Source organism: Streptomyces sp. NPDC059866, assembly GCF_042731325.1.
GTDB lineage: Bacteria > Actinomycetota > Actinomycetes > Streptomycetales > Streptomycetaceae > Streptomyces > Streptomyces flavusporus.
The window spans coordinates 54301-75438 of record NZ_JBHWJT010000015.1; the positions used below are offsets into that span (position 1 = coordinate 54301).

Genomic DNA, 21138 nt, shown 5'->3' on the forward strand with positions numbered 1-21138 from the left:
CGACGAGCAGAAATGTCACGTCTGGTGATCACTTGAACGCTTCATGTGCGAAGATCGCCGCTCATCCGACTTCATGATCCTTCATCAGGTGGTGGAGATCACAAAGCTTGTGGAATACCCCGTGTCGCAGATCACAGAGCGGCGGGCATAAGATGCGAGGCAGTTGGGCTTGTGACCTGCTTCACATGTTCTCGATCTTCGCCGGGACGAGCGGGGGTCGTGGGGCCGGTGAGGCAGGCGTGAAGCCTGATGCAAACCGCCAGCAGTCAGTGCCGACTGAGAGGAGCGAGGAGCGGTGAACGCGTATGCGCCCATCCTCGTACTGGGAGCCCTCGGGGCAGGCTTTGCGATCTTCTCCGTGGTCATGGCCACGCTGATCGGTCCGAAGCGGTACAACCGGGCCAAGCTCGAGGCCTATGAGTGCGGTATCGAGCCGACCCCCACGCCGGCCGGTGGCGGGCGCTTCCCCATCAAGTACTACCTGACGGCGATGCTCTTCATCGTCTTCGACATCGAGATCGTCTTCCTCTACCCCTGGGCCGTCACGTTCGACGCCCTGGGGGTGTTCGGGCTCGTGGAGATGCTGCTCTTCGTGCTCACCGTCTTCGTCGCGTACGCGTACGTGTGGCGGCGCGGCGGCCTGGAATGGGACTGAGGGGCCTTTAGTCATGGGACTCGAAGAAAAGCTGCCGAGCGGTTTCCTGCTGACCACCGTCGAGCAGGCCGCGGGCTGGGTGCGCAAGGCGTCGGTCTTCCCCGCCACGTTCGGCCTCGCCTGCTGTGCCATCGAGATGATGACCACCGGCGCAGGCCGCTACGACCTGGCGCGCTTCGGCATGGAGGTCTTCCGCGGTTCACCCCGGCAGGCGGACCTGATGATCGTCGCCGGCCGGGTCAGCCAGAAGATGGCGCCCGTGCTGCGGCAGGTCTATGACCAGATGCCGAACCCCAAGTGGGTGATCTCCATGGGCGTGTGCGCGTCCTCGGGCGGCATGTTCAACAACTACGCCATCGTCCAGGGCGTCGACCACATCGTCCCGGTCGACATCTATCTCCCCGGCTGCCCGCCCCGGCCGGAGATGCTGATGGACGCGATCCTCAAGCTCCACCACAAGATCCAGACCTCCAAGCTCGGCGTGAACGCCGAGGAGGCGGCCCGGGAGGCGGAGGAAGCGGCGCTCAAGGCCCTGCCGACGATCGAGATGAAGGGGCTGCTGCGATGAGCGACGCGAACGGCACCAACGGTGCGTCGAACGGGGTCAACCCCGAGAAGGACCTCGGCGCCTCCAACCTCCCCGGCCAGCGCGGTGAGCACGGTGAGGAGATCCGCGTCCAGCGCGGCATGTTCGGCGCCAACAACGGTGGCGACACCTCCGGCTACGGCGGCCTGGTCCGCTCGGTCCGGCTCCCGGGACCGGCGGCCCGTCCCTACGGCGGCTGGTTCGACGAGGTCGCCGACGAGCTCGAGGGCGCCCTGGAGGAGCAGGGCCTGCTCCCCGAGAACGCCATCGAGAAGACGGTCGTGGACCGCGGCGAACTCACCTTCCACATCGAACGCGAGCACCTGGTCCGCGTCGCCCGCACCCTGCGCGACGACCCGGCCCTGCGCTTCGAACTCTGCACCGGCGTCAGCGGCGTCCACTACCCGAACGACAAGGGCCGCGAGCTGCACGCCGTCTACCACCTGCGCTCGATCACCCACAACCGGCTGCTCCGCCTCGAAGTCAGCGCCCCCGACAGCGACCGGCACATCCCGTCGCTGGTCTCCGTCTATCCGACCAACGACTGGCACGAGCGCGAGACCTACGACTTCTTCGGCATCGTCTTCGACGGTCACCCGGCCCTGACGCGGATCATGATGCCGGACGACTGGCAGGGCCATCCGCAGCGCAAGGACTACCCCCTCGGCGGCATCCCCGTCGAGTACAAGGGCGCCCAGATCCCGGCTCCGGACCAGCGGAGGTCGTACTCGTGAGCACGCACTCAACAGCCGCCGCGTCGGCACGCGAGACCACCGAGGGCACCGTATATACGGTCACCGGTGGCGACTGGGACGAGGTCGTCCAGTCCGCGGCCCGCGCCGACGACGAACGCATCGTCGTCAACATGGGCCCCCAGCACCCGTCCACCCACGGCGTGCTCCGTCTCATCCTGGAGATCGAGGGCGAGACGGTCACCGAGGCCCGCTGCGGCATCGGCTACCTCCACACCGGCATCGAGAAGAACCTCGAGTTCCGCACGTGGACGCAGGGCACCACGTTCGTGACGCGCATGGATTACCTGACGTCCTTCTTCAACGAGACCGGCTACTGCCTCGCCGTCGAGAAACTCCTCGGCATCGAGGACCAGATCCCCGACCGGGCGACGATCATCCGGGTGCTCCTGATGGAGCTGAACCGGCTCTCCTCGCACCTGGTGTGCATCGCGACCGGCGGTATGGAGCTGGGCGCCACCACGATCATGATCTACGGATTCCGTGATCGTGAAATGATTCTCGACATCTACGAGCTCATCACGGGCCTCAGGATGAACCACGCGTACATCCGGCCCGGCGGACTCGCCCAGGACCTGCCGCCCGGCGCGGTGGACCAGATCCGCGAGTTCGTGAAGAAGATGAAGAAGAACCTCCCGGAGTACGACAAGCTCGCCACCGGGAACCCCATCTTCAAGGCCCGCATGCAGGACATCGGCTATCTCGACCTGGCCGGCTGCATGGCCCTCGGCGCCACCGGCCCGATCCTGCGCGCCACCGGCCTGCCGCACGACCTGCGCAAGGCCCAGCCGTACTGCGGCTACGAGACGTACGACTTCGACATCCCGACCGCAGACACCTGCGACGCCTACGGCCGCTTCCTGATCCGCCTCGAGGAGATGCGCCAGTCGCTCAGGATCGTCGAGCAGTGCCTGGACCGGCTGCAGCCGGGACCGGTCATGGTCGCCGACAAGAAGATCGCCTGGCCGGCCCAGCTCGCCCTCGGACCGGACGGACTGGGCAACTCCCTCGACCACATCAAGAAGATCATGGGCACCTCCATGGAGGCCCTGATCCACCACTTCAAGCTGGTGACCGAGGGCTTCCGCGTCCCGCCGGGACAGGCGTACACGGCGGTCGAGTCGCCCAAGGGCGAGCTCGGGGTGCACGCCGTGTCCGACGGCGGCACCCGCCCCTACCGGGTCCACTTCCGCGACCCGTCCTTCACCAATCTGCAGGCCATGGCGGCGATGTGCGAGGGCGGCCAGGTCGCCGACGTCATCGTCGCCGTCGCGTCCATCGACCCCGTGATGGGAGGCGTCGACCGGTGAGCACCAGTTCCTCGGAGCGGGGCGTCAGCCTGGGCATGCCCGAACTGCCCGCGCCCGACTACCCGGACGACGTTCGAGCCCGGCTCGAGCGGGACGCGCGCGAGATCATCGCCCGCTACCCCGACTCCCGGTCCGCCCTCCTGCCGTTGCTGCACCTGGTGCAGTCGGAGGAGGGCCATGTCACGCGCACCGGAATGCGGTTCTGCGCGGACATGCTGGACCTGACCACGGCGGAGGTCACCGCGGTCGCCACCTTCTACACCATGTACCGGCGCAGGCCCTCCGGTGACTACCAGGTCGGGGTGTGCACCAACACGCTGTGCGCGGTCATGGGCGGTGACGCGATCTTCGAGGCGCTCCAGGAGCACCTGGGCGTCGGCAACGGCGAGACCACCGACGACGGCAAGGTGACCCTGGAGCACATCGAGTGCAACGCGGCCTGCGACTTCGCGCCGGTCGTGATGGTCAACTGGGAGTTCTTCGACAACCAGACCGTGGACAGCGCGAAGCGCCTGGTGGACGACCTGCGCGCGGGAGCACAGGTCGCGCCGACCCGCGGGGCCCCGCTGTGCACGTTCAAGGAGACCGCCCGGATCCTGGCGGGCTTCCCCGACGAGCGGGCCGGGGCCGTCGAGGCGACCGGCAGCGCGGGACCCGCTTCGCTGGTGGGCCTCCGCCTGGCCAGGGGAGAGACCGCACCCGCGCGCGTGGTCCACCCGCGGGAGGGGGGACCGCACGACGAGCCGCAGGACAGGGCCGTACACGAGCCGTCGCCCGCCGAACACCTCAGCTCGCACGACGCGCCGCAGGACACATCGGCATCCGACCCCGCGCACCCCGCCGGGCCTGTCGCAGAGGAGGGGGAGTGATGACGTTGGCACCCGAGCTCAAGGACATGAGTCCCGAGAAGCTGCTCGCACCCGTGCTGTCGGCCTTCTGGGACGAGGACAGGTCCTGGACGCTGGACGTGTACCGAAGGCACGAGGGATACGAGGGGCTCCGCAAGGCGCTCGCGATGTCGCCGGACGACCTCATCGCGTACGTCAAGGACTCCGGGCTGCGCGGCCGCGGCGGCGCGGGATTCCCGACGGGAATGAAATGGCAGTTCATTCCCCAGGGTGATGGAAAACCGCACTATCTAGTTGTCAACGCCGACGAATCGGAGCCCGGAACCTGCAAGGACATTCCGCTCCTCTTCGCGAACCCGCACAGCCTCATCGAGGGCATGATCATTGCGTGTTATGCCATCAGGTCGTCGCATGCCTTCATCTATCTGCGTGGTGAAGTCGTCCCCGTATTGCGGCGGTTGCACTCAGCTGTCGCTGAGGCCTACGCGGCCGGCTATCTCGGCAAGAACATCCTGGGCAGCGGACTCGACCTCGACATCACCGTGCACGCGGGCGCGGGCGCGTACATCTGCGGTGAGGAGACCGCACTGCTCGACTCGCTCGAGGGCCGCCGTGGTCAACCGCGGCTTCGTCCCCCCTTCCCTGCTGTCGCAGGCCTCTATGCGTGTCCGACTGTGGTGAACAACGTCGAGTCGATCGCGTCGGTTCCCGCCATCCTGAAAAACGGCAAGGAATGGTTCAGGTCGATGGGCAGCGAGAAGTCCCCGGGCTTCACGCTCTACTCGCTCAGCGGCCACGTCGCGAGCCCCGGCCAGTACGAGGCCCCGCTCGGCATCACACTGCGCCAACTCCTCGAGATGAGCGGCGGGATGCGACCCGGCCACCGACTGAAGTTCTGGACGCCGGGCGGCTCCTCGACACCGATGTTCACCGACGAGCATCTCGATGTCCCTCTTGACTACGAAGGAGTGGGCGCCGCGGGTTCCATGCTCGGCACGAAAGCCCTGCAGTGCTTCGACGAGACGACCTGCGTCGTCCGTGCCGTCACCCGCTGGACCGAGTTCTACGCCCACGAGTCCTGCGGCAAGTGCACACCCTGCCGCGAAGGCACGTACTGGCTCGTGCAGTTGCTGCGCGACATCGAGGCCGGCAAGGGCGTGATGAGTGACCTCGACAAGCTGAACGACATCGCCGACAACATCAACGGCAAGTCCTTCTGTGCCCTCGGCGACGGTGCCGCCTCGCCGATCTTCTCCTCGCTGAAGTACTTCCGCGAGGAGTACGAGCAGCACATCACGGGCCGCGGCTGCCCCTTCGACCCGGCCAAGTCGACGGCCTGGGCCGACCACCGCACGGAGGTGAACGCATGACTGTGACCACCAGCGCTCCCTCGGGCGGGGGAGAGGCGGCGGTCCCGCCGGAAGATCTGGTGACGCTGACGATCGACGGCATCGAGATCAGCGTGCCCAAGGGCACTCTGGTCATCCGGGCCGCCGAGCAACTCGGCATCGAGATCCCCCGGTTCTGCGACCATCCCCTCCTCGATCCGGCCGGCGCCTGCCGCCAGTGCATCGTCGAGGTCGAGGGCCAGCGCAAGCCCATGGCGTCCTGCACCATCACCTGCACCGACGGGATGGTGGTGAAGACCCACCTCACCTCGCCGGTCGCCGAGAAGGCCCAGAAGGGTGTGATGGAGCTGCTGCTCATCAACCACCCGCTGGACTGCCCGGTCTGCGACAAGGGCGGCGAGTGCCCGCTGCAGAACCAGGCCATGTCGCACGGCAACGCCGAGTCCCGCTTCGAGGGCAGGAAGCGGACCTTCGAGAAGCCGGTCCCGATCTCCACGCAGGTGCTGCTCGACCGCGAGCGGTGCGTGCTGTGCGCGCGCTGCACCCGGTTCTCCAACCAGGTCGCCGGTGACCCGATGATCGAGCTGCTCGAGCGGGGTGCGCTCCAGCAGGTCGGCACCGGTGAGGGCGACCCCTTCGAGTCGTACTTCTCCGGGAACACCATCCAGATCTGCCCGGTCGGCGCACTCACCTCGGCGGCGTACCGCTTCCGCTCCCGCCCCTTCGACCTCGTCTCCTCGCCCTCCGTGTGCGAGCACTGCTCCGGCGGCTGCGCCACGCGCACCGACCACCGGCGCGGCAAGGTCATGCGGCGGCTCGCCGCCAACGACCCCGAAGTCAACGAGGAGTGGATCTGCGACAAGGGGCGCTTCGCGTTCCGGTACGCGCAGCTGCGGGACCGGCTGGAGACGCCCCTGGTACGCAACCCCGAGGGCGATCTGGTGCCCGCCTCCTGGCCGGAAGCGCTGCAGATCGCCGCTCAGGGACTCCTCGCCTCGCGCGGGCGCACCGGTGTCCTCACGGGCGGCCGCCTCACCATCGAGGACGCCTACGCCTACAGCAAGTTCGCGCGCGTGGCGCTCGACACCAACGACATCGACTTCCGCGCGCGTCCGCACAGCAGCGAGGAGGCCGACTTCCTGGCCGCGCGGATCGCCGGACGCGGGCGCGACCTCGACGGTACGGGCGTCACGTACACCTCCCTGGAGAAGGCGCCCGCCGTCCTGCTGGCCGGGTTCGAGTCGGAGGAGGAGGCCCCCGGCGTCTTCCTGCGGCTGCGCAAGGCCTGGCGGGGGCACGGACAGAAGGTGTTCTCGCTGGCCACGCACACCACGCGTGGTCTGGAGAAGGCCGGCGGCACGTTGCTGCCGGCGGCTCCGGGCACCGAGACCGAGTGGCTGGACGCGCTCGCGAGCGGGGTCGGCCTGGAGGAGGACGGCGCCAGGGCCGCTCAGGCGCTGCGTACCGAGGGCGCGGTGATCGTCGTCGGCGAGCGGCTGGCCGGGGTGGCCGGCGGCCTCACCGCCGCCGTACGTGCCGCCTCCGCGACCGGCGCGCAGCTGGTGTGGATCCCGCGTCGCGCAGGAGAACGGGGCGCCATCGAAGCGGGCGCGCTGCCGTCGCTGCTGCCGGGCGGACGTCCGGCCACCGACCCACGCGCGCGTGCGGAGGTCGCCGCCGCCTGGGGCGTCGCCGACCTTCCGCACCGCTACGGCCGTGACACCGGCCGGATCATCCAGTCCGCCGCAAACGGCGACCTCCAGGCACTGCTGGTCGCGGGCGTGGAGGTCGCCGACCTGCCCGACCCGGCACGCGCGCGTGCAGCACTCGCCGAAGTCGGCTTCGTGGTGTCGCTCGAACTGCGACCCAGTGAGGTCACGGAACTCGCGGACGTGGTCCTCCCGGTCGCCGCGGTCGCCGAGAAGACGGGCGCCTTCCTCAACTGGGAGGGCCGGGTCCGCTTCTTCGAGGCCGCGCTCAAGCCCGACCAGATGAGCCGCCGACTGGCACCCACCGACGCACGCGTGCTGCAGATGCTGGCCGACGCCATGGACGTACACCTGGGTCTGCCGGATCTGCGGACCGCGCGCGCGGAGCTGGACCGGCTGGGGGTCTGGGACGGGCCGCGGGCCACCGACCCCCTCGAGACGGCGGGCGTGCTGCCGCGTCCGGCGGCCGGGGAAGCCGTACTGGCCGGGCACCGGCTGCTGCTCGACCGGGGTGTGCTCCAGGAGGGCGACGAGGCTCTCGCCGGGACCCGGCACGCCGCACGCGCGCGTGTGTCGCCCGCGACGGCCGCCGAGGCAGGCGTCAAGGACGGCGACGCGCTTGCCGTGACCGGCCCGGCCGGCACCGTCGAACTCCCGCTGCAGATCACCGAGATGCCCGACCGTGTGGTCTGGCTCCCGCTGAACTCGGTCGGCGGCGGCGTCGCCTCCGGTACCGGGGCGCTGCCCGGCTCCCTCGTCCGCATCGGCCCGGCGACCCTCGCCGGCGAGGCCCCCAAGGAGGTGGAGGCATGAGCCCGTACCTCGCCGTTGAAGACCTCTCGATGTTCGGCCGCGACCCGTGGTGGCTGGTCGCCGTCAAGGCGGTCTTCTGCTTCGCCTTCCTGATGGTGACCGTGCTGTTCTCCATCGTCTGGGAGCGCAAGGTCGTCGCCTGGATGCAGCTGCGCATCGGCCCCAACCGGCACGGCCCCTGGGGCATGCTCCAGTCGCTCGCCGACGGCATCAAGCTGATGCTCAAGGAAGACGTCATCGTCAAACGCGCGGACAAGGTCGTCTACGTCCTCGCGCCGATCGTCGCGGCCATCCCGGCCTTCATGGCGATCGCGGTGATCCCCTTCGGGCCGGCCGGCAACGAGATCTCGATCTTCGGCCAGCGCACCACGATGCAGCTCACCGACCTGCCGATCGCGATGCTCTACATCCTCGCGGTCGCCTCGGTGGGCATCTACGGCATCGTGCTGGCGGGTTGGAGCTCAGGATCCACCTATCCGCTGCTCGGCGGTCTGCGCTCCTGCGCGCAGATGATCTCCTACGAGATCGCCATGGGCGCCGCGTTCGCCTCCGTCTTCCTCTACTCGGGGTCGATGTCGACCTCGGCGATCGTCGAGGCGCAGGCGGACCGCTGGTACATCATCCTGCTGCCGGTCTCGTTCCTGATCTACATCGTGACCATGGTCGGCGAGACCAACCGCGCCCCGTTCGACATGCCGGAGTCCGAGGGCGACCTGGTCGGCGGTTTCAACACCGAGTACTCGTCGATCAAGTTCGCGATGTTCATGCTCGCCGAGTACGTGAACATGGTGACGGTCTCGGCCGTGTCCGTGACGCTCTTCCTGGGCGGCTGGCGGGCACCCTGGCCGGTCTCCACCTTCTGGGAGGGCGCGAACCACGGCTGGTGGCCGATGCTCTGGTTCGTCCTCAAGGTGCAGCTGCTGCTGTTCTTCTTCATCTGGCTGCGCGGCACGCTCCCCCGCGTCCGCTACGACCAGTTGATGAAGCTCGGCTGGAAGGTCCTCATCCCGGTCTCCGTGGTCTGGCTGATGCTCGTCGCGACCGTGCGGACGCTGCGCAACGAGAACTACGACTTCGCCGACATCGCCCTCTACGTCGGCGGCGGAGTCCTCGCTCTGCTCCTGCTCTCCTTCGTCGCGGACTTCTTCCGCGAGCGCGGCAAACCCGCGCCCGAACCGCCCGCCCAGGCCGCCGGCTTCGACCCGATGGCGGGCGGATTCCCCGTACCGCCGCTGCCCGGACAGGAGGTGCCGCCGGTGCCGCGACGCAGGTCGCGACGTGAGCGGGAGCTGATTGTCAGTGGTGGGCCTGATACTCAGAGTGACGGATCTCTGGATGGAAAGGAGGCGTCCGATGGCTGAGGAGCCCAAGGAGACCAAGCCCGGTTTCCTGAACCCCGTGGCCGGCTTCGGCGTGACCTTCAAGGCCATGTTCAAGAAGCGGCTGACCGAGCAGTACCCGGAGCAGCAGAAGACCACCGCCCCCCGGTTCCACGGACGGCACCAGCTCAACCGCCATCCGGACGGCCTGGAGAAGTGCGTCGGCTGCGAGCTGTGCGCCTGGGCCTGCCCCGCCGACGCCATCTATGTGGAGGGCGCGGACAACACCGACGAGGAGCGCTACTCGCCGGGCGAGCGGTACGGGCGCGTGTACCAGATCAACTACGCCCGCTGCATCCTGTGCGGCCTGTGCATCGAGGCATGCCCCACGCGCGCGCTCACGATGACGAACGATTTCGAGCTGGCCGACTCCACCCGCGCCAACCTCATCTACACCAAGGAGCAGCTGCTCGCCGGCCTCGAAGAGGGCATGGTCGACTCGCCCCACGCGATCTACCCGGGGATGGACGAGCAGGACTACTACCGGGGGCTGGTCACCGAGGCCGCGCCCGGCACCGAGCGCCAGGTCGCCGTCTCCAAGGGCGAGAAGCCCACGGACGAGGAGGTGGACGCATGAGCGCGCAGCTCGCCGCCTACACCACCTCCACCGGAGAGGCCGTCCAGTTCTGGATCCTCGGCACCGTCGCGGTGATCGGCGCCCTGTGCACCGTCTTCATGAAGAAGGCCGTGCACAGCGCGCTCTGCCTGGCCGGCACCATGATCGTCCTGGCGGTGTTCTACCTCGCCAACGGCGCCTACTTCCTGGGCATCGTGCAGATCGTCGTCTACACCGGCGCGATCATGATGCTGTTCCTGTTCGTGGTGATGCTCGTCGGCGTCACCGCGGCGGACTCCCTGAAGGAGACCATCAAGGGCCAGCGCTGGCTGGCCCTGCTGTGCGGTCTCGGCTTCGGCGTCCTGCTGGTCGGCGGCATCGGCAACGCCTCCCTGAAGGAGTTCAACGGCATCGGCCAGGCGAACGCGGGCGGCAACGTGGAGGGCCTGGCGGCCCTCATCTTCACCAAGTACGTCTTCGCCTTCGAACTCACCGGCGCCCTGCTGATCACGGCCGCCGTCGGTGCCATGGTGCTCACCCACCGCGAGCGCACCGAGCGCGCCAAGACCCAGCGCGAACTGTCCGAGCAGCGCGTGCGCGAGGGCAAGCACGTACCGCCGCTGCCGGCGCCCGGTGTGTACGCCCGGCACAACGCCGTGGACATCGCGGGGCTGCTGCCCGACGGCACCCCGTCCGATCTGACCGTCAGCAAGACGCTGCGCGAACGGGGCCAGATCAGGGACGTGTCGACCGAGGCGATCAACGACCTGCGTGCGCTGGAACAGCGCGCGGAGGAACGCCTGGAGCGGAGCGAGATCGAGCCGCCGTCGTTCAAGCGGACCGAGGAGGCGTCGAAGTGAACCCCGTCTACTACCTCTATCTCGCCGCCCTGCTGTTCACGATCGGCGCGATGGGCGTGCTGATCCGGCGGAACGCGATCGTGCTGTTCATGTGCATCGAGCTGATGCTCAACGCCTGCAACCTCGCGTTCGTCGCCTTCTCCCGGATGCACGGCAATCTCGACGGCCAGATCATCGCTTTCTTCACGATGGTCGTCGCCGCCGCCGAGGTCGTGGTCGGGCTCGCGATCATCGTGTCGCTGTTCCGCGCCCGTCACTCGGCCTCGGTCGACGACGCCAGCCTGATGAAGCTGTAAGGGGTCGGAAGAATCGTGGAGAACCTGATTGCGCTGCTGATCGCGGCGCCCCTGCTCGGAGCGGCCGTCCTGCTGTGCGGTGGCCGGCGGCTCGATGCCGTCGGCCACTGGATCGGCACGGTGCTCGCGGCCGTCTCCTTCGTCCTCGGCGTCGTCCTCTTCGCCGACCTGCTGGGCAAGGACGCCGAGCACCGGACGCTCACGCAGCACCTGTTCAGCTGGATCCCGGTCGAGGGCTTCCAGGCCGACGTGGCCTTCCAGCTCGACCAGCTGTCGATGACGTTCGTCCTGCTGATCACTGGTGTCGGCTCGCTGATCCACCTCTATTCGGTCGGGTACATGGAGCACGACGAGCGGCGCCGCCGCTTCTTCGGCTACCTGAACCTGTTCCTGGCGGCGATGCTGCTGCTCGTCCTTGCCGACAACTACCTGCTGCTGTACGTCGGCTGGGAGGGCGTCGGCCTCGCCTCCTACCTGCTGATCGGCTTCTGGCAGCACAAGCCCAGCGCCGCGACCGCCGCGAAGAAGGCCTTCCTGGTCAACCGCGTCGGAGACATGGGCCTGTCGATCGCGATCATGATCATGTTCACCACCTTCGGTACCTTCGCCTTCGGGCCGGTGCTCGACGGCGTGGGGGACACCTCCGAGGGCACGCTCACCGCCATCGGCCTGATGCTGCTGCTCGCCGCCTGCGGCAAGTCCGCCCAGGTACCGCTCCAGTCCTGGCTCGGGGACGCGATGGAGGGCCCGACCCCCGTCTCGGCCCTCATCCACGCCGCGACGATGGTGACGGCGGGCGTGTACCTGATCGTCCGCTCCGGAGCGATCTTCAACGCCGCGCCCGACGCCCAGCTCGTGGTCACCATCGTCGGTGCGGTCACGCTCCTCTTCGGTGCGATCGTCGGTTGCGCGAAGGACGACATCAAGAAGGCGTTGGCCGGCTCGACCATGTCGCAGATCGGCTACATGATCCTCGCCGCGGGCCTCGGCCCCATCGGCTACATCTTCGCGATCATGCACCTGGTGACGCACGGCTTCTTCAAGGCCGGGCTGTTCCTCGGCGCCGGTTCGGTGATGCACGGCATGAACGACGAGGTCGACATGCGCAAGTACGGCGGCCTGCGCAAGTACATGCCGATCACCTTCGTCACCTTCGGCCTCGGCTACCTCGCGATCATCGGCTTCCCCGGTCTGTCCGGCTTCTTCTCCAAGGACAAGATCATCGAGGCGGCGTTCGCCAAGGGCGGTACCGAGGGCTGGATCCTCGGCGGATGCGCCCTGCTCGGCGCGGCCATCACGGCGTACTACATGACGCGCGTGATGCTGCTGACGTTCTTCGGCGAGGAGCGCTGGCGGCACGCCCCGACTCCGTCCCCGGCCGAGCCCAGCGTGGAGCCCGCCGCCGAAACGCGCGGCGAGCACGCGGAGCCGCACCCGCACGAGTCGCCCAAGGTCATGACGATCCCGATGATCCTGCTGGCCGTCGGGTCGGTCTTCGGCGGCGCCTTCTTCAGCATCGGTGACCGCTTCGTGCACTGGCTGGAGCCGGTCACCGGCCATGACCACGGGCACCCGCCGGTCAGCGCCCTCACGGTCACGCTGTCCACGGTGGCTGTGATGGTGATCGGCGTCGGCATCGCGTACGCGCAGTACGGCCGCCGCCCGGTCCCGGTCGTCGCCCCGCGCGGGTCGCTGCTCACCCGGGCAGCCCGGCGCGACCTGCTCCAGGACGACTTCAACCACGTCGTCCTGGTCCGCGGCGGCGAGCACCTCACGCGCTCCCTGGTGTACGTCGACCACACCCTGGTCGACGGAGTCGTCAACGGCACGGCGGCCTCGGTCGGCGGCCTGTCCGGACGGATGCGCCGACTGCAGAACGGCTTCGCGCGCAGTTACGCGGTCTCGATGTTCGGCGGCGCGGCGCTCATCGTCGCCGCGACCCTGCTGATGAGGGCGGTCTGATACCGATGTCCTTTCCTCTGCTGACAGCGACGGCGGCGCTCCCGGCCATCGGGGCGATCGCCACGGCCGCGGTACCGGCCGCGCGGCGCACCGCCGCCAAGTGGCTGGCGCTGCTCGTCTCGCTCGCCACCCTCGCCCTCGCCATCGCGGTCCTGGTCCGCTTCGACCCGGACGGCGACCGCTACCAGCTCACCGAATCCCACGCCTGGATCGCGGACTTCGGGGTGAGATACGAGCTGGGCGTGGACGGCATCGCGGTGGCGCTCATCGCGCTCACGGCGCTGCTGATCCCGTTCATCATCCTCGCGGGCTGGCACGACGCCGACCCCTTGGAGACCGGAAGCAGGCGGTGGCGGCCGACACAGGGCTTCTTCGCCCTGATCCTGGCCGTCGAGGCGATGGTGATCCTCTCCTTCGAGGCCACCGACGTCTTCCTCTTCTACATCTTCTTCGAAGCCATGCTGATCCCGATGTACTTCCTCATCGGCGGCTTCGGGGACCGTGCCCACGAGCACGGCGAACAGGTGGCGTCGACACAACGGTCGTACGCGGCCGTGAAGTTCCTGCTCTACAACCTGGCCGGCGGTCTGATCATGCTGGCCGCGGTGATCGGCCTCTATGTGGTCGCCGGGAACTTCTCGCTCCAGGAGATCGCCGCGGCACGGGCCAACGGCTCGCTGGACATGGCGACCAGCACCGAACGCTGGCTGTTCCTGGGCTTCTTCTTCGCCTTCGCGGTGAAGGCACCGCTGTGGCCGCTGCACACCTGGCTGCCGAACGCGATGGGGGAAGCCACCGCCCCGGTCGCGGTGTTGATCACCGCGGTCGTCGACAAGGTGGGCACCTTCGCGATGCTCCGCTTCTGCCTCCAGCTGTTCCCGGAGGCGTCGAAGTGGGCGACACCGGTCATCCTCGTCCTCGCCCTGATCAGCATCATCTACGGGGCGCTGCTCGCGGTCGGCCAGCGGGACATCAAGCGGCTGGTGGCGTACGCGTCGATCTCGCACTTCGGCTTCATCATCATGGGCATCTTCGCGATGACCAGCCAGGGCCAGTCGGGCGCGACGCTGTACATGGTCAACCACGGAATCTCGACGGCGGCGCTGATGCTGGTGGCCGGATTCCTGATCTCGCGCCGCGGCTCGCGGCTCATCGCCGACTACGGAGGAGTGCAGAAGGTCGCCCCGGTGCTCGCCGGCACCTTCCTGATCGGCGGCCTCGCGACGCTGTCGTTGCCCGGACTCGCGCCGTTCGTGAGTGAGTTCCTGGTACTCGTCGGTACGTTCGCGCGCTACCCGGCGATCGGCATCATCGCCACCTTCGGCATCGTCCTCGCCGCGCTCTACACCCTCGTCCTCTACCAGCGGACGATGACGGGCCCGGTGAAGCCGGAGGTCTCCGCGATGCCGGACCTCAGGGTGCGTGAGCTCGTGGTGGTCGCCCCGCTGGTCGCACTGTTGATCTTCCTGGGCGTCTACCCGAAGCCCGTCACGGACATCGTCAACCCGGCGGTCCAGCACACCATGTCCGACGTACAGAAGACAGACCCTCAGCCCGAGGTGGAGGCGGCCAAGTGAGCGCAGCAGCCGTCCACAGCCTGTGGACAACCGCGGCCGATCCCATCGGCAAGATCGACGCGCCGAAGATCGAGTACGCACAACTGTCGCCCATGCTGATCGTCATCGGCGCGGCGATCGTCGGGGTGCTGGTCGAGGCGTTCGTACCGCGCAAATCCCGTTATCACGCCCAGATGTTCGTGTCCGTCGTCGGCCTCGCCGCCGCGTTCGCCGCGGCCGTCGCCCTGGCGGCGGACGGATACGGCACCACCAAGGCGCGCATCGCGGCCATGGGCGCGATCGCGGTCGACGGGCCGGCCCTGTTCCTGCAGGGCACGATCCTGCTGGCCGCGCTGGTCGCCCTGTTCACCTTCGCCGAACGGCGACTGGACCCGGCCGCCCACGGCAACCGGGTCGACTCCTTCGCCGCGCAGGCGGCCTCCGTGCCCGGCAGCGACAGCGAGAAGGCCGCGGTGAAGGCCGGTTTCACCACGACCGAGGTCTTCCCGCTGCTGCTCTTCGCGGTCGCCGGCATGCTGCTCTTCCCCGCGGCCAACGACCTGCTGACGCTGTTCGTGGCCCTGGAGGTCTTCTCGCTGCCGCTGTACCTGATGTGCGCGCTGGCCCGTCGCAAGCGGCTGATGTCGCAGGAGGCCGCGGTCAAGTACTTCCTGCTCGGCGCGTTCGCCTCCGCGTTCACGCTGTTCGGCATCGCGATGCTGTACGGCTACTCCGGCTCGATGTCGTACGCGACGATCGCCCGGGTCGTCGACGGCACCATCACCGACGTCACACCGGCGCTCGCGGACACCATGGGCAACGACGTGCTGCTCCTGCTCGGCGCCGCGCTGATCGTCATGGGGCTGCTGTTCAAGGTGGGCGCTGTCCCGTTCCACATGTGGACGCCGGATGTGTACCAGGGGGCGCCGACGCCGGTGACCGGCTTCATGGCGGCGGCGACCAAGGTGGCCGCGTTCGGCGCGCTGCTGCGGATCCTGTACGTCGTGCTGCCGGGGCTGCGCTGGGACTGGCGGCCGGTGATGTGGGGCGTCGCGATCGTCACCATGCTGGGCGGTGCGATCGTCGCGATCACGCAGACCGACATCAAGCGACTGCTGGCGTACTCGTCGATCGCGCACGCCGGCTTCATCCTGGCCGGTGTCGTCGCAACGAGTCCGGACGGGATCTCGTCGGTCCTCTTCTACCTGGCGGCGTACTCGTTCGTGACGATCGGCGCGTTCGCGGTGGTGACGCTGGTGCGTGACGCCGGAGGTGAGGCGACGCACCTGTCCAAGTGGGCCGGTCTCGGCCGCCGTTCGCCGCTGGTCGCGGCCGTGTTCGCGGTGTTCCTGCTCGCTTTCGCGGGCATTCCGCTGACCTCCGGCTTCGCCGGGAAGTTCGCCGTGTTCAAGGCGGCGGCGGAGGGCGGGGCGGCCCCGCTGGTGGTGATCGGTGTGATCTCGTCGGCGATCGCCGCGTTCTTCTACATCCGGGTCATCGTGCTGATGTTCTTCAGCGAGCCGCGCCCCGAAGGGCCGACGGTCGCGGTGCCGTCGCCGCTGACGATGACGGCGATCGGGGTGGGGGTTGCGGTGACGCTGGTGCTGGGTGTGGCGCCGCAGTACTTCCTGGAGCTGGCGGGGGATGCGGGGGTGTTTGTGCGCTGACGCGGCGCTTGCTGTTGTCGGTACGGCGGCGGCCCGGCTCCCGGTGGTGGGAAGCCGGGCCGCCGTGTGTTTCGGGTGGCTTCTGGAACCGGCTCGATGGGGCAAGCCTGTGGATAACTCCGACGCTGTCAGTCCGGACGCCTATCGTGGACGCAGTGGTCGAGATGCGACGTACGGGGGCACGGCGATGGGTGGGACAGGCGGGATCGGTGGAATGGCGGCGGTAGCCGAGAGCGAGGCGCTGGCAGCGCTCCACAGGGTCTTCGGGTACGAGGCCTTCCGCGGTGAGCAGGAAGCGGTCATCGAGCATGTCGTGGCCGGCGGTGACGCCGTCGTGCTGATGCCGACCGGTGGCGGCAAGTCGCTCTGCTATCAGATCCCGGCCCTGGTCAGACCGGGTACGGGCATCGTCGTCTCCCCGCTGATCGCGTTGATGCAGGACCAGGTGGACGCGCTGCGGGCGCTGGGCGTGCGAGCCGGGTTCATGAACTCCACGCAGGACTTCGACGAGCGCCGGGTGGTGGAGGCCGAGTTCCTGGCCGGTGAGCTCGATCTGCTCTACCTGGCGCCGGAGCGACTGCGTCTTGAGCCCACGCTGGATCTGCTCTCGCGCGGCAAGATCTCCGTCTTCGCGATCGACGAGGCGCACTGCGTGTCGCAGTGGGGCCACGACTTCCGCCCCGACTATCTGGCGCTGTCGCTGCTCGGCGAGCGCTGGCCCGACGTGCCGCGCATCGCGCTCACGGCGACGGCCACGCATGCGACGCACCAGGAGATCACCCAGCGGCTGAACATGCCGACGGCCCGGCACTTCGTGGCGAGCTTCGACCGGCCCAACATCCAGTACCGGATCGTGCCGAAGGCGGACCCCAAGAAACAGCTGCTGAGCCTCCTGCGTGAGGAGCACGCCGGCGATGCGGGCATCGTCTACTGCCTCTCGCGCAACTCGGTGGAGAAGACGGCCGAGTTCCTCACCCGAAACGGCATCGAGGCGGTGCCGTACCACGCGGGCCTGGACGCGGGCACGCGCGCGGCGCACCAGTCCCGCTTCCTGCGGGAGGAGGGCCTCGTCGTGGTGGCGACCATCGCCTTCGGGATGGGCATCGACAAGCCGGATGTGCGGTTCGTCGCCCACCTGGATCTGCCCAAGTCGGTCGAGGGGTACTACCAGGAGACCGGCCGCGCGGGACGTGACGGTCTGCCGTCGACGGCGTGGATGGCGTACGGACTCAACGACGTCATACAGCAGCGCAAGCTGATCCAGTCGGGCGAGGGCGACGAGGCGTTCCGGCGCCGGGCCGCCGCGCACCTGGACGCGATGCTCGCGCTGTGCGAGACCGCCCAGTGCCGCCGCGGCCAACTGCTCGCCTACTTCGGCCAGGACCCGGATCCGGCGGGCTGCGGCAACTGCGACACCTGCCTCACTCCGCCCGAGACCTGGGACGGCACCATCGCGGCGCAGAAGGTGCTGTCGACGGTGGTGCGGTTGCAGCGGGAGCGGAGGCAGAAGTTCGGCGCGGTGCAGATCGTCGACATCCTGCTGGGGAAGCGCACCGGCAAGGTCATCCAGTTCGACCACGATCAGCTCTCCGTGTTCGGCATCGGTGAGGAGCTGGCCGAGGGCGAATGGCGGGGCGTCATCCGGCAGTTGCTGGCGCAGGGGCTGCTCGCGGTCGAGGGGGAGTACGGCACGCTGGTGCTGACCGAGTCCAGCGGTTCGGTGCTGCGGCGGGAGCGGGAGGTGCCGCTGCGCAAGGAGCCGAAGAAGCCGGTGACCTCGCGGTCGGCGTCGGCGTCGGCGTCTTCGTCGGGGCGCGGCGTGGGCAAGCCCAAGGTTGCGGCCGCCGAGCTGCCCGAGGAACTGCTGCCGGCCTTCGAGGCCCTGCGCGCCTGGCGCGCAGAACAGGCCCGGGAGCAGGGCGTCCCGGCGTACGTCATCTTCCACGACGCCACGCTTCGGGAGATCGCCACGGCGTGGCCGACGTCGATCGCCGAGCTCGGAGGCATCAGCGGGGTTGGTGAGAAGAAGCTGGCGACGTACGGGGAGGGCGTTCTCGGGGTGCTCGCCTCCCTGGAGGGGCCGCCCGGTGCCCCGGCCGGGCAGGCCGACGCAGGTGCACCGCCGGTTCCGAGAACCGCGGCCGATCAGGGCGGGCCGGACGACTGGCCGGAGCCGCCCGAGGGGCCGGAGCCGGACGACTGGATATAGGCGGACCGCTGGACAGGGGCTCGGGGTGCCTCCGCAGTCCCTCCTGCGCCCTTACCCCAACGCCGTCAGGCCCGGGGCGAACGTGATCAGGAGCGGTACCAGGGGGACCAGGGCGGCCACCGTGGTCGTCAGGGCACGGTGGCGGCGGCCAAGGCGGGGCGGAGGTTGCAGGAGGCGGTCTACGCGTTCGCCGAGGAGGCGGTGGCTGGAGGCGCAGGACAGGACTCCGCGGTGCTGGTTCAGCTCGATCAGCGCCAGAGCGGTGGTGAGGTGGCCGCAGCGGCGGGAGGCGGTGTCGTCGGCGGCGAGTTCGACCAGGCGGCGGGTCTGGTCGCAGAAGTGGGCGAACAGTGGGACACGGGGGAAGCCGGTGGCAAGGGCGGTCGACAGGTGCAGCAGCCAGTCGTGGTGGGCGCGGGCGTGTCCGCGTTCGTGGGTGAGGACGGCGTCCAACTGGTGGTCGGTGAGACGGTGCAGGGCTCCGGTGGTGACGACCAGCTGGGGCGGGTGGCCCGGCAGCCACCAGGCATCGGGGTACTCGTCCTCCAGGACGAGCAGCGGGCCGCGGGCGGCCGGGAGGCCGGCGGGCAGGTCAGGGGCGCGTTCGCGCAGATGGGCGCGGGCCTGGGTGCGGCGCCGCCGGGCCTCGACCAGCTCCCGGGTGAGCATCGCGGTGGTCCAGGCGGCACCGCAGGCCAGCAGCAGGGTGAGCGCAGCGGCCCAGGGAGGCGCGGCGGAGAGGTCGTACGCCGCGGTGACATGGGGCGCTGCGGGGGCGAAGACCTGGTCGCGGACGGTCTGGAAGACGGCGGCCGCACCCAGGAGGAGGGCGGCCAGACAGCACAGCAGGACGGTGGCGACCAGGCACTGCCATACCCACAGCCCGACCACGGGCTCCCGTTCGGGCCACGCGGCCCGGGTCAGCGCACGGGGGGCCGGTACAGCGGCCGTCAGGGCGACGACGCTCAGCAGGAGCAGGCAGACAGTCATGCCACGGGCTCCGGATCCTGGTCGGGAGTGAGGGCGGCTCGGGTCGTGCGGTGGGGGCAGCGGCCGCGCCTGCCGACCGCGTCCCGCGTCCCGCCTCGCGCACACCACCCACCGCCAGTATGACGGCGCCGGGCACCTGGAGTCAGCGCCCGGACCGGCGCTTGCCCGAAAAGCTCACCTCGCGCCACCCCGCAGCTCAGCTCGCGACAACCCTCCCGCTCACCTCCCCCAACCCCACCCGGACCCCGCCGGCCCCCGGTGCCCAGGCCGACAGTGTCACGACATCCCCGTCCTCCAGGAACGTCCGCTTGCCGTCGGGGAGTTCGAGTGGGTTCCGGCCGTTCCAGGTCAGTTCGAGGAGGGAGCCGCGTTCGCGTTCGGTCGGGCCGCTCACCGTGCCCGAGCCGTACAGGTCGCCGGCGCGCAGGGATGCGCCGTTGACGGTCATGTGGGCGAGTTGCTGGGCGGCCGTCCAGTACATGGTGGAGAAGGGGGGTTCCGAGATGACGTGACCGTTGAGAGCGACGGTGATGCGCAGGTCGTAGCCGCCGGGTTCGTCGTCCGTGTCGTCCAGGTACGGGAGGAGGGGGTGGGTGCGCTGCGGTGGGGCCACCCGTGCCTCGTCCAGCGCGTCCAGCGGGGTGATCCAGGCCGACACCGACGTGGCGAAGGACTTGCCGAGGAAGGGGCCGAGGGGGACGTACTCCCAGGCCTGGATGTCGCGCGCGGACCAGTCGTTGAGGAGGCACAGGCCGAAGACGTGGTCGCGGAAGCCGGCCAGCGGAACGGGTCGGCCCAGCGGGGACGGGGTGCCGACGACGAAGCCGACCTCCGCCTCGATGTCCAGGCGGACGGACGGCCCGAAGACGGGCGCGGGGTCGGTCGGGGCCTTGCGCTGGCCGGAGGGGCGGATGACATCCGTGCCGGAGACGACGACCGTGCCGGAGCGGCCGTGGTAACCGATCGGCAGATGCTTCCAGTTGGGGGTGAGTGAGTCGGCGGCGTCGGGGCGGAAGATCTGGCCGACGTTCCGGGCGTGGTTCTCTGAGGCGTAGAAGTCGACGTAGTCCGCGACCTCGAAGGGCAGGTGCAGGGTCACCGAGGAGAGGGGGTGCATCAGAGGCGCGAGGGTTTCGCGGTGGGACGGCACCGTCACCCAGGCGGTCAGCGCCCGCCGGACGTCCGACCAGGCGGTGCGGCCGGCGGCGAGCAGTGGGTTCAGGGTGGGCCGGGCCAGCAGGGCGGCGTAGGGGGAGCCGAGCGCCAGCGCCGCCGCGCCGGCGTCGAGGACGTGGTCGCCGAGGCGGACGCCGACGGTGCGTTCGGTGGACCCGGCGGGTGAGAAAACGCCGTACGGAAGGTTGTGCGGACCGAAGGGGTCGCCCTCGGGGACATCGAAGGGGGGCATTGGGGTGCTGCCTCACTTTCGTACGTACGGTCCATGCGGTTCGCGGCACACGTTACGGCTGCGGCGGCCGTCTTGGGCAGTGACTTAAGCGCGCGAAGAGTCCGTAATGTCAGGAATGAGGGGGTCGTATACGTCCCGCGGCCTCGTCCCGCTGTCCGTGTCCTGCCGTCCGTGACCCACTGTCCGCGCCGCGCCTTCGCCCGGCCGCGGCCGGCACCGAGGAGCCGGACCGC

The 21138-nt window shown here is 69.2% G+C and carries 17 protein-coding genes; 15 read left to right on the forward strand and 2 right to left on the reverse strand.

Going from position 1 to position 21138, the window contains the following annotated elements:
• Nucleotides 1–295 precede the first annotated feature (295 nt).
• The 15 genes from ACFV7R_RS23385 to recQ all read left to right on the forward strand — a co-directional run bounded on the left by ACFV7R_RS23385 (nucleotide 296) and on the right by recQ (nucleotide 18507).
• Nucleotides 296–655: an NADH-quinone oxidoreductase subunit A gene (locus ACFV7R_RS23385; RefSeq protein WP_007383963.1), complete on the forward strand. Its 360-nt coding sequence runs from the start codon at nucleotides 296–298 to the stop codon at nucleotides 653–655.
• 13 nt (nucleotides 656–668) lie between these two features.
• The gene (locus tag ACFV7R_RS23390; RefSeq protein ID WP_023547484.1) at nucleotides 669–1223 is read left to right on the forward strand and encodes an NADH-quinone oxidoreductase subunit B family protein; all 555 of its coding nucleotides are present in this window, start codon (nucleotides 669–671) and stop codon (nucleotides 1221–1223) included.
• Complete coding sequence (locus ACFV7R_RS23395) at nucleotides 1220–1975, forward strand: NADH-quinone oxidoreductase subunit C (RefSeq protein ID WP_385266460.1); 756 nt, start codon at nucleotides 1220–1222, stop codon at nucleotides 1973–1975. Before ACFV7R_RS23390 ends, ACFV7R_RS23395 begins: the two co-directional genes overlap by 4 nt.
• Complete coding sequence (locus ACFV7R_RS23400; protein ID WP_385266463.1) at nucleotides 1972–3303, forward strand: NADH-quinone oxidoreductase subunit D; 1332 nt, start codon at nucleotides 1972–1974, stop codon at nucleotides 3301–3303. Before ACFV7R_RS23395 ends, ACFV7R_RS23400 begins: the two co-directional genes overlap by 4 nt.
• Nucleotides 3300–4172, forward strand: a complete 873-nt coding sequence (gene nuoE, locus ACFV7R_RS23405) for an NADH-quinone oxidoreductase subunit NuoE (RefSeq protein ID WP_385266466.1) — start codon at nucleotides 3300–3302, stop codon at nucleotides 4170–4172. The genes ACFV7R_RS23400 and nuoE overlap by 4 nt, the downstream gene beginning before the upstream one ends.
• On the forward strand, nucleotides 4172–5521 hold the full coding sequence (gene nuoF, locus ACFV7R_RS23410) for an NADH-quinone oxidoreductase subunit NuoF (RefSeq protein ID WP_129799346.1): 1350 nt from the start codon (nucleotides 4172–4174) through the stop codon (nucleotides 5519–5521). Before nuoE ends, nuoF begins: the two co-directional genes overlap by 1 nt.
• The gene (locus ACFV7R_RS23415) at nucleotides 5518–8022 is read left to right on the forward strand and encodes an NADH-quinone oxidoreductase subunit G (RefSeq protein ID WP_385266469.1); all 2505 of its coding nucleotides are present in this window, start codon (nucleotides 5518–5520) and stop codon (nucleotides 8020–8022) included. Before nuoF ends, ACFV7R_RS23415 begins: the two co-directional genes overlap by 4 nt.
• Nucleotides 8019–9383: an NADH-quinone oxidoreductase subunit NuoH gene (nuoH, locus tag ACFV7R_RS23420; protein WP_385266472.1), complete on the forward strand. Its 1365-nt coding sequence runs from the start codon at nucleotides 8019–8021 to the stop codon at nucleotides 9381–9383. Before ACFV7R_RS23415 ends, nuoH begins: the two co-directional genes overlap by 4 nt.
• Nucleotides 9376–9978, forward strand: coding sequence for an NADH-quinone oxidoreductase subunit NuoI (gene nuoI / locus ACFV7R_RS23425; protein ID WP_129799343.1), 603 nt, complete (start codon nucleotides 9376–9378; stop codon nucleotides 9976–9978). The genes nuoH and nuoI overlap by 8 nt, the downstream gene beginning before the upstream one ends.
• Nucleotides 9975–10817, forward strand: a complete 843-nt coding sequence (locus ACFV7R_RS23430; protein ID WP_385266475.1) for an NADH-quinone oxidoreductase subunit J — start codon at nucleotides 9975–9977, stop codon at nucleotides 10815–10817. The genes nuoI and ACFV7R_RS23430 overlap by 4 nt, the downstream gene beginning before the upstream one ends.
• Entirely contained in the window at nucleotides 10814–11113 is a 300-nt protein-coding gene (nuoK, locus tag ACFV7R_RS23435) for an NADH-quinone oxidoreductase subunit NuoK (RefSeq protein ID WP_385266477.1), read from the forward strand. The genes ACFV7R_RS23430 and nuoK overlap by 4 nt, the downstream gene beginning before the upstream one ends.
• A 15-nt stretch (nucleotides 11114–11128) precedes the next feature.
• Nucleotides 11129–13075, forward strand: a complete 1947-nt coding sequence (gene nuoL / locus ACFV7R_RS23440; protein ID WP_385266480.1) for an NADH-quinone oxidoreductase subunit L — start codon at nucleotides 11129–11131, stop codon at nucleotides 13073–13075.
• A 5-nt stretch (nucleotides 13076–13080) separates the two neighbouring features.
• The gene (locus tag ACFV7R_RS23445) at nucleotides 13081–14652 is read left to right on the forward strand and encodes an NADH-quinone oxidoreductase subunit M (RefSeq protein WP_385266483.1); all 1572 of its coding nucleotides are present in this window, start codon (nucleotides 13081–13083) and stop codon (nucleotides 14650–14652) included.
• Entirely contained in the window at nucleotides 14649–16298 is a 1650-nt protein-coding gene (gene nuoN / locus ACFV7R_RS23450; RefSeq protein WP_385266486.1) for an NADH-quinone oxidoreductase subunit NuoN, read from the forward strand. The genes ACFV7R_RS23445 and nuoN overlap by 4 nt, the downstream gene beginning before the upstream one ends.
• A 187-nt stretch (nucleotides 16299–16485) precedes the next feature.
• Complete coding sequence (recQ, locus tag ACFV7R_RS23455; RefSeq protein ID WP_385266489.1) at nucleotides 16486–18507, forward strand: DNA helicase RecQ; 2022 nt, start codon at nucleotides 16486–16488, stop codon at nucleotides 18505–18507.
• Between the two features lie 51 nt (nucleotides 18508–18558).
• On the opposite strand, the gene ACFV7R_RS23460 is transcribed toward recQ, so the two are convergent.
• Nucleotides 18559–19497: a M56 family metallopeptidase gene (locus ACFV7R_RS23460; RefSeq protein ID WP_385266491.1), complete on the reverse strand. Its 939-nt coding sequence runs from the start codon at nucleotides 19495–19497 to the stop codon at nucleotides 18559–18561.
• 196 nt (nucleotides 19498–19693) lie between these two features.
• Entirely contained in the window at nucleotides 19694–20905 is a 1212-nt protein-coding gene (gene fahA / locus ACFV7R_RS23465) for a fumarylacetoacetase (protein ID WP_385266494.1), read from the reverse strand.
• Nucleotides 20906–21138: the final 233 nt, after the last annotated feature.

Bases quoted from the DNA above. Each gene is read 5' to 3' on its own strand.
- ACFV7R_RS23390 (WP_023547484.1), top strand. From the start codon at position 669: ATGGGACTCGAAGAAAAGCTGCCGAGCGGTTTCCTGCTGACCACCGTC.
- recQ (WP_385266489.1), top strand. From the start codon at position 16,486: ATGGGTGGGACAGGCGGGATCGGTGGAATGGCGGCGGTAGCCGAGAGC.
- ACFV7R_RS23415 (WP_385266469.1), top strand. From the start codon at position 5,518: ATGACTGTGACCACCAGCGCTCCCTCGGGCGGGGGAGAGGCGGCGGTC.
- fahA (WP_385266494.1), bottom strand. From the start codon at position 20,905: ATGCCCCCCTTCGATGTCCCCGAGGGCGACCCCTTCGGTCCGCACAAC.
- nuoF (WP_129799346.1), top strand. From the start codon at position 4,172: ATGACGTTGGCACCCGAGCTCAAGGACATGAGTCCCGAGAAGCTGCTC.
- ACFV7R_RS23445 (WP_385266483.1), top strand. From the start codon at position 13,081: ATGTCCTTTCCTCTGCTGACAGCGACGGCGGCGCTCCCGGCCATCGGG.
- nuoH (WP_385266472.1), top strand. From the start codon at position 8,019: ATGAGCCCGTACCTCGCCGTTGAAGACCTCTCGATGTTCGGCCGCGAC.
- nuoI (WP_129799343.1), top strand. From the start codon at position 9,376: ATGGCTGAGGAGCCCAAGGAGACCAAGCCCGGTTTCCTGAACCCCGTG.
- ACFV7R_RS23395 (WP_385266460.1), top strand. From the start codon at position 1,220: ATGAGCGACGCGAACGGCACCAACGGTGCGTCGAACGGGGTCAACCCC.
- ACFV7R_RS23430 (WP_385266475.1), top strand. From the start codon at position 9,975: ATGAGCGCGCAGCTCGCCGCCTACACCACCTCCACCGGAGAGGCCGTC.
- ACFV7R_RS23460 (WP_385266491.1), bottom strand. From the start codon at position 19,497: ATGACTGTCTGCCTGCTCCTGCTGAGCGTCGTCGCCCTGACGGCCGCT.